Below are 13,414 nucleotides of genomic sequence, written 5' to 3'. Positions count from 1 at the left end.
CGTTTCAAGCGTCTTTCGCTTTGGGGGTGCTGGGGTCGGAACCCCATTCAGTCCAGCTGCCGTCATAGACCGGCATCAAGCCGCCGATCCGCTCCGCCCCGAAGGCGAGGACGCAGGCGGTGATGCCCGATCCACAGGTGGCGACCATCGGCTTGGCGGGATCCACCCCGGCGGCGGCGAATTCGGCGGCTATGGCGTCCGGGAATTTCCAGCGGCCATCGGCCTCGAACAGCCGGGAATAGGGCAGGTTCAATGCGCCGGGGATGTGGCCGGGCTCGACACCGGGGCGCGGTTCGGGCTCGGCCCCGGCGAAGCGGCCGGGAGAGCGGGCATCGACGATCTGGGCATCGCCCGCCTCGACACGGGTGCGGACCTCGCGAAGGCTGCGTACGCGGGCAAGGTCGGCTTGCGCAAGGAACAGGCCGGGGGCTTCGGGCGCGCCCGCCGGGCCGATCGTGACGGGATGCCCCGCCGCTGCCCAAGCCTCCAGCCCGCCATCGAGCAGCGCCACCGACTCGGCACCGAACAGGCTGAGCAACCACCAGACCCGCGCGGCGCTGTGCAGCGGTGAACGGTCGTAAAGCACGATCCGGTCGGCATGGCCGACCCCCGCCTCGCTCAGCGCATGGGCGAAATGCTCGGCCGGGGGCAGCGTCATCGGCAGGTCGCTGTCGGGGTCGGCGAGCGCCCCCATCGGCAGGAAGCGGGCGCCGGGGATATGTCCGTCCTCGAATCCGCGTCGGGCCTTGGCGCCGTCCGGGTCGTCGAGGAAATAGGTGACGTCGAGGATGCGCACGTCCGCCTCGCCGGCGATGGCGGCGAGGTCTTGCGGGGTGATGAGTGGCGGCATCTTGGGGCTCCTCGGTCGGTGGGTCCGTACCTAGGCGCGTTGGGGGCGGGGTCGCAAGCGGGGGCGGGGTAAGCCCCTCCCGTAGGCGGGAGGGGTTTGGGGAGGGCAGGGCCGCAAGCTACGGTATCTGTGAGACCCCAAACCCTCCCCCATCCCCTCCCGCTTGCGGGAGGGGAGCGGCTAGAGGTGAGGGGGGCCTATCCCAAACTCCGTTCCGCCTGAGCGACGTCGAAGGCCATGGGAATCACTCCAGCCCCTCCAAATACCTCGCCGCCTGCGCCCGCACCGCCTTGCGGTCCGCCTCCGCCATCCGGTTCCAGTTCCGATACGCCATCGCCATCCGCACATTCCCCTCGAAGCGCTCTTCGTGCCGGGCGAGGAAGTCCCAATAGAGCGCGTTGAACGGGCAGGCGTCCTCGCCGACCCGCTGCTTCACGTCGTAGCGGCAGGACCCGCAATAATCCGACATGCGATTGATATAGGCCCCGGACGACACATAGGGCTTGGACGCGATGATGCCGCCATCGGCGAACTGGCTCATGCCGACGACATTGGGCAGTTCGACCCATTCATAGGCGTCGATATAGATTTCCAGATACCAGCGATGCACCTCCACCGGGTCGGCGCCGATCAGGATGGCGTAATTGCCTGTCACCATCAGCCGCTGGATATGATGGGCATGGGCGGTGTCGAGCGTCTGGCCCAGCGCTTGCGCCATGCAGTGCATGTCGGTCTCGCCGGTCCAGTAGAAGCCGGGCAATTTCCGATGCGCGCGCAGGAAATTGCGCTCCACATAATCCGGCCCGACATGCCAGTAGAGCCCGCGCACATATTCGCGCCAGCCGATGATCTGGCGGATATAGCCCTCGACCGAGTTGAGGCTGGCGTTGCCGTCCTCATATTCCCCCTCCGCCATGCGGCAGAGCTCCAGCGGGTCGAGCAGCCCCGAGTTGATATAGGGCGACAAAACCGAGTGCCACAGCTGGTGCTGGCCGGTCAGCATCGCGTCCTGATAATCACCGAACTTGGGCAGGCCGTGCGCCATGAACGCCTCGGCCTGTTTCTGCGCCTCCTCGGCGGTAACGGCATAGGCGAAGCCGTCGAGCGAGCCGGGATGGTTGTCGAACCGTCCGGCAACCAGCGTCAGCACCTCGCGAGTGATCGTGTCGGGCGCGAACTTCAGCGGTTCGGGCGGTACGTCCTTCTTGGGCGCGGGCTTGCGGTTGTCGGCGTCGTAATTCCATTTGCCGCCCTCGGGCTTGTCGTCCTTCATCAGCAGGCCGGTCTTGCGGCGCATCAGCCGGTAGAAGAACTCCATGCGGAGTTCCTTGCGATCCTTCGCCCAATCCTCGAACTCGGCCTGGCTGGCGATGAAGCGGGTGTCGGGGCGGATGTCGACGGGGATGCCGAACATCGTCTCCCACGCCTCCAGCATCGCGGCGACCCGCCATTCGCCCGCCTGGGTCACGACGATCCGTGTCGGATCGTGCCGCCCGACCGCGCGGGCGACTTCGCCGGTGAAGCTGCCCGTACTATCGGGGTCGTCCAGCTTGACGTAATCGACCCGCCAGCCCGCCTTCCTCAAGGCCTCGGCATGGTGGCGCATGGCGGACAGGATATAGGCGATCTTGGCCTTGTGATGGCGGACGTAACCCGTCTCGTCCTCCACCTCCATCATCAGCAGGACGGTGCGTTTGGGGTCGGCGCCCTCCAGTGATGACAGGTTCATCGACAATTGGTCGCCGAGAATGGGGATCAGCGTTGGCGCTTTGGGCATGGCTGTCCTACATGGCCTTTCATGAAGCATCTCGGCCAGACCAGCGCGCTGCCCGCTTCCCCGGAAGAGGCGGTGCTCGATTATGTTCCCAACCCCCGTCCGGGGCGTACCTATCTGATCCGGTTCGCCGCGCCCGAATTCACCTCGCTCTGCCCGGTGACCGGACAGCCCGACTTCGCACATCTGGTTATCGACTATGTGCCCGGCGAGACGATCGTCGAATCCAAGTCGCTGAAGCTGTTCCTGGGCAGCTTCCGCAACCATGCCGGTTTCCACGAGGATTGCACCGTCGGCATCGGCGAGCGATTGTTCGAGGAAATGAAGCCGGTATGGCTTCGCATCGGCGGATATTGGTATCCGCGCGGCGGCATCCCCATCGACGTGTTCTGGCAATCCTCGGCCCCGCCCGCCGATCTGTGGCTGCCCGATCAGGGCGTGGCGGGCTATCGCGGCCGCGGCTGATCGGCCCGCGGCTTAACCCCTGCTTCATCCCGATGTGAAACATCGTCCATCCTTGAAGCCGTCCGACTCGCAATTTATGTGGTGCGATAAGGAACGCGTCATCGGGATGCGAAAGGGACCAGGGCCGTGCAGAAGATCGTCAAACATTTCGCCATGGCCGTTGCCACGCTGATCGGGCTTGGCACGGCAGGAGCGGCAAGCGCCAATCCGACGATCATCATCAACGATTCCAATGGTGGCCTCGTGTCCTATGACACGACCACCAAGGTGAGCACCGTCCTGGGCAATACCGGCACGGTGATGTACGACATCGCCTTCAACAATGGCGGCGATCTGTTCGGCGTCGACGGGGGCACGCTCTTCAAGCTCTCGACGACCGGCGGCGCGACGACCGTACTTGGTTCGATGGGCTCGTTCGTCAACGGCCTGGTCTTCGGCGCGGACGGTACGCTGTACGGGTCGGGCGACAATAATCTGTACAAGCTCAACACCAGCAATGGGCAGGCCAGCCTGATCGGATCGATGGGCAGCCCGGAGTCGGCGGGCGATCTGGCCTTCTTCAAGGGGCAGCTGTACCTCGCCAGCAATCTGGGCCTGGCGGTCGTCAATCCGCTGACCGGCGCCAGCCAGCTGATCGGCGGCACGACCGACATGTTCGGGCTGGCCTCGACGGTCGACGCACTGTTCGGCGTGAAGGACAATGCGATCTACACCATCGATCCGACCACCGGCCTGGGGACGAAGGTGTCGTCCTACACCTATGGCCAGGCCTATGGCGCGGCCTCGGCCCCGACCGCCGTACCGGAGCCCGCGACCTGGGCGATGCTGCTGCTGGGTCTGGTGCTGGTGGGCTATGCCTTGCGCCGTCGCGGCACCGGTCCGAACGCCGCCATCGCCTGATCCATCCATCGCGGTGCGCCAAATGCGCTGCGTTGGATATCGAAAACCGGTCGTCCGATGGGCGGCCGGTTTTTTCGTAGCGTCCACCGGAAATCTCCCGCCGCCTTCAAGCGGGATAAGAATATCGCAACCGCTTCCGACGCAGGAATGCCGACAGTCTAGCCGAAATCCGCCTGCGGGCGGGCGGTATGTGGTCATGGAGTTCTTCGCGTGAAACATTGGTCCTGGAGCGCCGTCCCCCTTGCCCTGCTGGCCCTGTCGGGATGCCAGTCCAAGCCCGAGGGGAAGGGGGTGGCCCAGGTCGACGGACAGGCGATCACGACCCAGGCGCTGGATGCCGAACTGGCCGATGCGCCGCCGGGCGTCGATCGTCTCGCCTATCGTAAGGCGATCCTGCCCCAGCTGGTCGACCGTACCCTGCTGGTTCAGGCGGCGCAGGCGATGGGGATCGACAAGACCCCCGAATTCACTGCCCAGCGCGAACGGCAGGAGCAAAGGCTGCGGGTCGAGATGCTGGCGCGGAAGCTGGCCAACACCGTGCCGGTGCCCAACGTCCAGGCGGTCGACGCCTATATCGCCGCGCATCCCTATGAGTTCGCGCAGCGGCAGAAATTCTATGTCGACCAGATCCGCTTCGCCCAGCCCGCCAGCACCGAGGCGCTGCTGGCGCTTGGCCAGTTCAAGACGCTGGACGCACTGGCCGACGAACTGACCCGCAACGCCACCCCCTTCACCCGTGATCATGTCCTCGTCGACTCGGCGTTCCTGCCGGCCGCGATCGCGGCCCAGGTGGCCAGGCAGCCATCGGGCGATCCCATCCTGCTGCCCTATCAAGGCAGCTACACCGCCAATGCGATCATCCAGCGCATGGCGGCCCCCGTCACCGGCGAACCCGCGCGCGCGCTGGCGGGGGAAATCCTGCGGCGCAAGGCGATCGCCGATGCACTGGGCCAGACCCTCAAGGCGCAGCGCCAGAAGGCCAGCATCTCTTATGAGACCGGCTTCAAACCCGACGCCAAGGCGGCGGCCGACGGCAAGACCGTCAGCGACGCCGCCGACCGCGTACCCGCGCGTTGAGAAATTCCCCTCCCTCTCCCCTGGATAGGGGAGAGGGTTAGCGAAGCTTGCCAGCCTGCTGGCTAGCGCAGCTTGGGTGAGGGGTTGAGCGAGCCGAATGGCTCGCGCGCGCTTCGCGCGCTCACCCCTCACCCAGCTCCGACTAACCCTTTGCTCTCGCAAAGGCCAAGTCTGCGCAACCCTCTCCCCTCAAGAGGGGCGAGGGAGGGATGGGATCCTTTGCCACCGATCTGTTTCGGCAACGCGATCCAATAGGCGGAGCCCTATCCCCGTCACGGACACACATTTCAGCGTTCCGTAACGTCATCTCGACGCAGCCTAAGGGTGCGGTGCAGCAAATATGTAATACGCTTTGCAACCTTCGTCGCTCATCGCGGGTTAACCTTAGTGCGAGGGGAATTGCGGACTTTCCGCTTCCCTCTCGCCTGCAAGGACAAGCGATATGGTGGATGCGAACGGAACCGTGATCGAACGACTGGCGCTGATCGGCAATTTCCTGCCCCGTCAATGCGGGCTCGCGACGTTCACCACCGACGTTTATTCCGCCCTGCGCAATCGCTTTCCCGACCTGGCCGTTGATGTCTATGCAATGGACGATCATCCCGGCCGCTATGCCTATCCCCCGGCCGTGACTGCCGCCATCCCGCAGCATGAGCGCGGTGCCTATATCGATATGGCCCGCCGGATCGAGGCGAGCGGCGCGCAGGCGATCTGGGTTCAGCATGAATATGGCATCTATGGCGGTGCCGCCGGCGAGCATCTGCTGGCGCTGCTCGATCGTACCACGCTGCCCGTGATCGCGACGCTTCACACCGTTCTCGAAAAGCCCTCCGCCGATGAGCGCCGGGTGATGGAGGGCTTGCTGCGCCGCTGCGCCCGGATCATCGTCATGGCCGACAAGGGCCGCGACATTCTCCAACGCGTCTATGGCGCCGACCCGCGCCAGATCGCGATGATCCCGCATGGCGTGCCCGACCGCGAACTCATCTCGCCCGACTCGCTGAAGGCCAAGTTCGGCTGGGAAGGGCGCAAGGTCGTCTTCACCTTCGGCCTGCTCGCACCGAACAAGGGGATCGAGACGATCATCGAGGCGCTGCCCGCCGTCGCCGCGCATCATCCCGAACTGCTCTATGTCGTGCTGGGCGCGACGCATCCCAATTTGATCGCGCATGAGGGCGAGGCGTATCGCGACCGGTTGAAGGCACTGGCCGAGGCGCGTGGCGTGGCCGGCAATGTCGCCTTCGTCGATGCGTTCGTCGAGCATGACGAACTGATCGAATATCTCCAGGCCGCCGACATCTATGCGACGCCCTATACCAACCCCGCCCAGATCACGAGCGGCACGCTGTCCTATGCGGTCGGTGTCGGCAAGGCGGTGGTATCCACGCCCTATGTCCATGCGGTCGAGATTCTGGCCGATGATCACGGCGTCCTGGTGGATTTCTGCGATGCGGATGCCTTTGCCCGCGAGATCGACCGGCTGCTGACCGACGAATCGGCACGCAACCGCCTGTCGCAGCGCGCCTATGCCCGTGGCCGCACCATGATCTGGCCGCGCCTCGCCGAGGCGGCGCTGGAGCAGATGGCATCGGCGATCACCGCCCGCCCGCGCCGGATCGCCGGATCATACCAGACCAGCATCAAGCCGCTAAAGGCCGACATCGCCGCCGTCGAGCGGATGAGCGACTCGACCGGCATGTTGCAGCATGCCATCTATTCGGTGCCCGATCGCCGGCATGGCTATTGCATCGACGACAATGCGCGCGCGTTGATCTTCATGACCCAGGCGCCGGATATCGATCCGGTCACGCGCGACAAGTGGACGACCATCTACGCCTCGTTCCTGCAATATGCCTGGAATCCGGAAGAGCGCCGCTATCGCAACTTCATGCGCTTCGACCGCAGCTGGTGCGAGGAAGTGGGATCGGAGGATTCCAACGGCCGTACCCTTTGGGCGCTGGGCGTGACTGCGCGCGACGCGCAGATGGCCAAGCATCGCGATTGGGCACAGATGTGGTTCGACGCCACCGCCTCGCTGGCGCTCGACCTGGGATCGCTTCGTGCGCAGGCCTTTGCGATGCTGGGCGCGGCGGCAATGCTGGAGGCGCGGCCGGGGCATCAGCTGGCGCGTGCCATCCTGGAGAAGCTGCCCCCCCTGCACCTCGCCCTGCTCGAAGAGGCACGGCGGCCGGAATGGCAGTGGTTCGAGATCGTGCTGGCCTATGACAATGCCCGCGTGCCGCAGGCACTGATCGAGGCCGGGCGCGCACTGGGTCGGCAGGACCTGATCGACTGCGGCCTGTCGACGTTGGAGTGGATCGTCGGCAAGCAGACCTCGCCCGAGGGTCGTTTCCGGGCAGTGGGCAGCGAGAGCTTCGGTCGCCCCTATGCCGAGCCGTTGCAGTTCGACCAGCAGCCGCTGGAGGCGCAGGCCACCGTCGAGGCGTGCCAGTCGGCCTATGCCGCCACCCGCGACCCGCGCTGGATCGCCGAGGGCGAGCGGGCCTATGGCTGGTTCCTGGGCGCCAACGATCTCGACCTGCCGCTGGCGACGGCGCAGGACGGCGGCTGTTTCGACGGGCTGATGCCGACCGGCCTCAACCGGAACCAGGGTGCCGAGTCGATCCTGGCGCTGCAACTCGCCAATTGCGCGATAGCCAGCCTTTGCCATTCCGCCTCATCCATGGCAGGAGCCGATCGTCACATTGCCTGACATGCTGTCATGTTCGGGGGATGTGATGAGCGTTTTTGGTAAAGTGGCGAGACGGTAGCGCGATGGATCTTTTCAACCACCGGCTGCGGCTTCATGCCGACCCTTCGCGCGTCGTGGTGCGGCCGTTTCACATCGCCTGGGGCGGTGGCAACGGCGCACCCCCCAGCCGGACCGAACGGCTGGTGGGCGAAGTGCTGGCCATGTCGCCGCAGGAAGCCCGCGACCAGCTGGAAGCCGTGCTGAAGGATTTCGAGGCACGGCACTGGCAGACGCGGCGCGTCTTCATGACCCGTTACGACCAGATCGAGGATCTGCTGAAGCTCGACGGGTCGAAGATCAGCGACGAGAAGCGCCAGCTGATCGGGGCCTATTTCTGCCACGAATACAGCTATGCCGCCGCCGCGCTGATGAACCCGTCGGCGGTGCCGCATTTTGACCAGACCGGCATCCAGCCGGGGTCGCAGCGTATCCTGATGTCGATGCGCTCGGTGGGCGAGGGGCACATCTCGTCGGTCGCGTTCCGCGAAGGCATCATCAACGATCAGAACCAGCTGCGCCTCGCGCCCGAGCCGCCCTTCGCGACCGCGACGGACGTGCATGGCTGGGGCGAGTATGAAGTGCCAAGCGGCCCGATCACGGTCCACCGCCACCGCGACTCGACGCTGTCGGGCACGGTCATCTTCCCGATCACCCAGGCCCAGTCCAAGGGGCTGGAGGACATGCGGATCGTCCAGTTCACGCATGACGACGGCGCGGTCGAGTGGATCGGCACCTATACCGCCTATGACGGCTCGGGCATCCAGTCCGAACTGATGCGCACCCGCGACTTCCGCGCGTTCGACCTCGTGCCGATGACCGGCGCGGCGGCGCGTAACAAGGGCATGGCGCTGTTCCCGCGCAAGGTCGCGGGCCAGTATATGATGATCGGGCGGCAGGACGGCGAAAACCTGTTCCTTCTCAAGTCCGACTCGCTGACGCATTGGGATGAGGGCGAGAAGATCCTCACCCCCGTCTATCCATGGGAACTGGTGCAGATCGGCAATTGCGGTCCGCCCATCGAAACGGACGAGGGCTGGCTACTGCTGACCCACGGCGTCGGTGCGATGCGCAAATATTCGATCGGTGCCGCGCTGCTCGACAAGAACGACCCGTCCAAGGTGCTTGGCCGGACGAAGCAGCCGATTCTGGCGGCGAAGGACCAGGACCGCGAGGGTTATGTGCCCAACGTCGTCTATTCCTGCGGCGCGATTCGGCACGGCGATTCGCTGTTCCTTCCCTATGGCATCGCGGACAGCTCGATCGGCTTTGCGTTCGTGAAGATCAGCGAGCTGTTGGCCGCGATGTAATGTCCAGATGGCGCGGTTCCATGCTGCGCCAAGTTCTCTTTATTCCTCCCCTGTAAGGGGAGGGGGACCATGCGCAGCATGGTGGAGGGGTGTCCCCCCTCTCGATAGCGGGACACCCCTCCGTCAGGCCTACGGCCTGCCACCTCCCCTTACAGGGGAGGAATTAGCGATCAGTGGGCGGCTGGCGGCAGGAACGCAACTTGGCGGCGCGTATAGCGGTACAGCGCCGCCACGATCCCGAGGAACAGGATCGTCCCCCCGACCAGCGCGGGGGTCGCGAAACCCTCTCCGACCAGCGCCAGCGGCGCGTCCGAGTTGGTCAGATAGACGATCCCCGCAAAACCGACGCCCCACAGGCTCTCACCGACGATCAGCCCGGTCGCGGCCAGCACACCCAGCCGCTCGGCGGTGTCCGGGTTGGCGCTGCGCTTGGCCCAGCGGTCATAGGCATGGCCGATGGTGGCGCCGACCACGACCGGCAGCGTGGCCGACATGGGCAGGTAGATGCCCAGCCCCACGCCCAGCGGCGGCAGGCGCAACCAGCCGAGCTTGCCCAGCACCTCGTCCACCACGATCACCCCGACGCCGACCAGCGCGCCGATCCCGATCATGCCCCAGTTCAGGTCGCCGCCCAGTACGCCCTTGGCCAGTGCCGAGATCAGCGCGGCCTGCGGTGCGGACAGCGCGTTGGGGCCAGCCCCCGGCGTGCCCGCAAAGCCCAGCGTTGCGTTGAGCAGGTCGAGGACGGGCGGGATCACCAGGCTGCCGAAGACGACGCCGATGACCAGCGCCACCTGCTGCTTCCACGGCGTCGCACCGACCAGCTCGCCGGTCTTCAGGTCCTGGAGATTGTCGTTGGAGATGGTCGCCACACCGAACACGACGCCGGTAACGATCAGCGCATAGGCGACCAGCGCCTGCGTGGTCTCCGGGGATGTGCCGCGCCCGAACAGGCCGACGAGGAGCAGCGCTGCGGCCAGCACCGACAGGATGCCGATGCCCGACACGGGACTGTTCGAGGCCCCGATCAGACCCGCCATATACCCGCAGACGGCCGCGATCACGAGGCCGATCAGCAAGATGAACAGCAGCGCGCCGCCGATCAGCGCGAAGCCCGATGCGGCGAGCGGCCCGCCCGCGATCACCGACCACAAAAGTCCCGCGATCGGCACCAACGTCGCCAGCGCGACGACCGCGACGATCCCGATCGGCAGGTCGCGCTCGCCGATGGGCAGCACGGTGCCGTCGCGCTTGGCGGAGGCGGCGGCGAGCGACGAGCGGATGCCGCCGATGACCGGCCCGATGATCTTCAGCAGCGTCCAGATCGCCGCGACCCCGATCACGCCCGCGCCCAGGAAACGCACGTCGCGGCTGAAGATACCGCCCGCCCACTCGGCGACCGGGCCGGTCGAGGGGGCCATGGCGGTCAGGATGGGCAGTGCCACCCACCATCCGATCGCGATCCCCGCCAGCATCGCGACGCCGACCGACAGGCCGACCAGATGCCCGACCCCGATCAGCGCGAAGGACAGCCCGCCCGAAATGCCCGTGGCGCCCGCGCCGGTGCGGAACCAGATGGCGGCTTCGGCCACCGCCAGCTTGGTCTGGGTCAGCACGGCGAAGGCGGCCGAGGCGACGGCGTTGACGACGATCAGCCGCAGGCCGGTCGCGCTCTCCGCTTCGCCCTCGCGGCTGCCCGCGCCGACCTTCAGCACTTCGGCCGCGGCGCGGCCCTCCGGGTAGGGGAGGTCGGTGTCGACGACGAGGGCACGGCGCAAGGGGACCGAGAACATGACGCCGAGAATGCCGCCCGTGGCCGTAATTCCGGCGGTCAGGAGGTAGGGAAAGCCCTGCCACCAGCCGATCATGACGAGGCCGGGCAGCACGAAGATGATCGCCGCCAGCGTCCCCGCCGCCGAGGCGATCGTCTGGACGATGTTGTTCTCCAGCACCGAGCTGTTCGGCAGATAGCGCAGGATCGCCATCGAGATGACCGCCGCCGGGATCGAAGTGGCGAAGGTCAGCCCGACCTTCAGGCCCAGATAGACATTGGCCGCCGTGAACAGCAGCGTGATGATCCCGCCCAGCGCAATGCCGCGAAGGGTCAGTTCGGCAACGGGGCGGGCAGCAGTGGGAGTACGGCTCATGCGCGCAGATGTGGCAGAGTAGGAGGCGTGCGCCTAGCGTTTCATATGGGGGATTTGCCTCGACTTCGTCCAGCGGGCGCGGCAGGGAAGATCCCTGCCAACCCCCGTTCAGCCTGAGCGAAGTCGAAGGCCACGCGATTCAATTCGCCAAAGGCCCCAACCCCGACGAAGGCCGGGGTCCAGATCCCGCGAAGCTCGCGGCGCGCAGACCGTTGCGGGGGAGGCGAAGATGCCGCGCCTTCGATGGCCCATGGCAACTGGACCCCGGCCTTCGCCGGGGTGCGCGCTTGGAGTGAGTGGATTCCCGTGGCCTTCGACTGCGCTCAAGCTGAACGGAGGTTGGAAGTAGAGGGCGAGAGAAGCGCTTTATAGGTCCCCTTATTCTCCCTCTCCCACCGGGAGAGGGAAGGGGCCCGCCCGCGATAGCGGGTGGGAAGGGTGAGGGTGGGGGTTGGAAACCGTTACCCTCGAAACAGATTTCCCAGCACCCCGCGCACCACCGCCCCGACGATCCCGCCGCCAGCGCTACTCGAACGCCGCCGCGATCCGCCGCCGAACACCTGCTTGCCGATCTCGTTGGCCACCTGTCGCCCGATCGAGGAACTGGCCGAGCGGGCCGCGCTGCTCGCCATCTTGGCCCAGGGGGAGTTGGCCGCCGCACGCTGTTCGGCGATGCGGGCGCGTTCGGCCTCCTTGGCGGCCTTCGCGTCCGCCTTCGCCTGTTGCGCCGCCTGCTTGTCGGCCTCGGTCGCCGCCTTCGCCTCGGCGGCGGCTGCGGCGGCTTCCTGGGTCTTGGCGGCGAGCAGTTCCTCGGCCGATTCGCGGTCGATCGCCTGATCGTATTTCGCACCGACCGCGTCGGTCTCGATCAGGACCTTGCGTTCCTCCGGCGTCGCGGGGCCGACCCGGCTGCGCGGCGGGGCGATCAGCGTGCGCTCGACGGGCGAGGGGGAGCCATCGGGCTGGAGCAGCGAGACCAGCGCCTCGCCGACCTTCAACTCGGTGATGGCGGTGGCGACATCGACGCCGGGATTGGCGCGGAACGTCTCCGCCGCCGAGCGCACCGCCGCCTGATCGCGGGGCGTGAAGGCGCGCAACGCATGCTGCACGCGGTTGCCCAGCTGTCCGGCGATCTTGTCGGGCACATCGATCGGGTTCTGGGTGATGAAATAGACACCGACGCCCTTGGACCGGATCAGCCGCACGACGCGCTCGATCGTGTCGATCAGCGCGGGCGCGGCCTCGTCGAACAACAGATGCGCCTCGTCGAAGAAGAAGACGAGCTTGGGCTTGTCGGGGTCGCCGATCTCGGGAAGCTGTTCGAACAGTTCGGACAACAGCCAGAGCAGGAAGGTGGCGTAAAGCTTGGGGCTGGCCATAAGCTGGTCGGCGGCGAGGATGTTGACGATGCCGCGCCCCGAATCGTCCGTGGCAATCAGGTCGGCCAGTTCGAGGGCGGGTTCGCCGAAGAAATGCTCGCCCCCTTGGGTGCGCAACTGGAGCAGCGCGCGCTGGATCGCGCCGACCGACTGTTTCGAGACATTGCCATAGGTGGTGGTCAGCTCGTCCGCCCGCGCGGCGCATTCGGCCAGCATCGCCTGGAGATCATCCAGGTCGAGGAGGAGCAGCCCTTCCTTGTCCGCGACATGAAAGGCGATGGTCAGCACGCCCTCCTGAGTCTCGTTCAGGCCCATCATGCGGGCGAGCAGCAGAGGCCCCATCTCCGACACGGTGGCGCGGACCGGGTGCCCCTGCGTGCCGAACAGGTCCCAGAATTGTACGGGGGCGGCATCATAGGCCCAGTCGGTCATGCCCAGTTCGGCGGCGCGCGCGGAGAAGGCGGCGTGCGTCTTTCCCATCGCCGATCCGGCGAGGCCCAGGCCCGACAGGTCGCCCTTCACATCGGCGACGAAGCTGGGCACCCCGGCACGCGAGAACCCCTCGACCATCGTCTGGAGCGTCACCGTCTTGCCGGTGCCGGTCGCGCCCGCGATCAGGCCGTGCCGGTTCGCGCGCTTGAGGTCGATCGCCTGTGGCTTGCCGCCACCCATGCCGATGAAGATGCCGTCCATGGCGCGCATTGTATCGCCGTGAACGGGGACGGGAATAGCAAAAGGCCGCCGCATCCCCGGGATGCGACGG

Annotated in this window: 9 protein-coding genes; 5 read left to right on the top strand and 4 right to left on the bottom strand. The window is 66.4% G+C overall.

Annotated elements, in window-relative coordinates; genetic code table 11:
* Positions 1-4: 4 nt before the first annotated feature.
* Both GGQ89_RS06400 and GGQ89_RS06395 read right to left on the bottom strand, forming a co-directional pair.
* Entirely contained in the window at positions 5-850 is an 846-nt protein-coding gene (locus GGQ89_RS06400; protein WP_184104980.1) for a sulfurtransferase, read from the bottom strand.
* Positions 851-1,094: 244 nt separating this feature from the next.
* Positions 1,095-2,627 (bottom strand): cryptochrome/photolyase family protein, encoded by a 1,533-nt coding sequence (locus GGQ89_RS06395; protein WP_184104978.1) that lies wholly within the window; start codon positions 2,625-2,627, stop codon positions 1,095-1,097.
* A gap of 21 nt (positions 2,628-2,648) precedes the next feature.
* Here GGQ89_RS06395 and queF point away from each other — a divergent pair, with 21 nt between their 5' ends.
* The 5 genes from queF (at position 2,649) to GGQ89_RS06370 (ending at position 9,125) form a co-directional block, all read left to right on the top strand.
* A complete protein-coding gene (queF, locus tag GGQ89_RS06390; protein WP_007403692.1) occupies positions 2,649-3,089 on the top strand; it encodes a preQ(1) synthase in 441 nt (146 codons plus the stop codon).
* Positions 3,090-3,215: 126 nt separating this feature from the next.
* A complete protein-coding gene (locus GGQ89_RS20325) occupies positions 3,216-3,989 on the top strand; it encodes a PEPxxWA-CTERM sorting domain-containing protein (RefSeq protein WP_184104976.1) in 774 nt (257 codons plus the stop codon).
* A 210-nt stretch (positions 3,990-4,199) separates the two neighbouring features.
* Positions 4,200-5,066 (top strand): SurA N-terminal domain-containing protein, encoded by an 867-nt coding sequence (locus GGQ89_RS06380; RefSeq protein ID WP_184104974.1) that lies wholly within the window; start codon positions 4,200-4,202, stop codon positions 5,064-5,066.
* Between the two features lie 442 nt (positions 5,067-5,508).
* Positions 5,509-7,779 carry a glycosyltransferase family 4 protein gene (locus GGQ89_RS06375; RefSeq protein ID WP_184104971.1) on the top strand — a complete coding sequence of 757 codons (2,271 nt, stop codon included), beginning with the start codon at positions 5,509-5,511 and terminating at the stop codon, positions 7,777-7,779.
* A 62-nt stretch (positions 7,780-7,841) separates the two neighbouring features.
* Positions 7,842-9,125, top strand: coding sequence for a glycoside hydrolase family 130 protein (locus GGQ89_RS06370; RefSeq protein WP_056436675.1), 1,284 nt, complete (start codon positions 7,842-7,844; stop codon positions 9,123-9,125).
* A 170-nt stretch (positions 9,126-9,295) separates the two neighbouring features.
* On the opposite strand, the gene GGQ89_RS06365 is transcribed toward GGQ89_RS06370, so the two are convergent.
* Both GGQ89_RS06365 and GGQ89_RS06360 read right to left on the bottom strand, forming a co-directional pair.
* Positions 9,296-11,272 carry an OPT family oligopeptide transporter gene (locus GGQ89_RS06365; RefSeq protein ID WP_184104969.1) on the bottom strand — a complete coding sequence of 659 codons (1,977 nt, stop codon included), beginning with the start codon at positions 11,270-11,272 and terminating at the stop codon, positions 9,296-9,298.
* Positions 11,273-11,733: 461 nt separating this feature from the next.
* Positions 11,734-13,344: a helicase HerA-like domain-containing protein gene (locus tag GGQ89_RS06360; RefSeq protein WP_184105115.1), complete on the bottom strand. Its 1,611-nt coding sequence runs from the start codon at positions 13,342-13,344 to the stop codon at positions 11,734-11,736.
* Between the last annotated feature and the right edge of the window lie 70 nt (positions 13,345-13,414).

It is taken from the genome of Sphingomonas yabuuchiae (assembly GCF_014199595.1).
Lineage (GTDB): Bacteria > Pseudomonadota > Alphaproteobacteria > Sphingomonadales > Sphingomonadaceae > Sphingomonas > Sphingomonas yabuuchiae.
The sequence above is the reverse complement of the archived record's forward strand: the minus strand, read 5'-3'. Positions and strand labels throughout refer to the sequence as shown.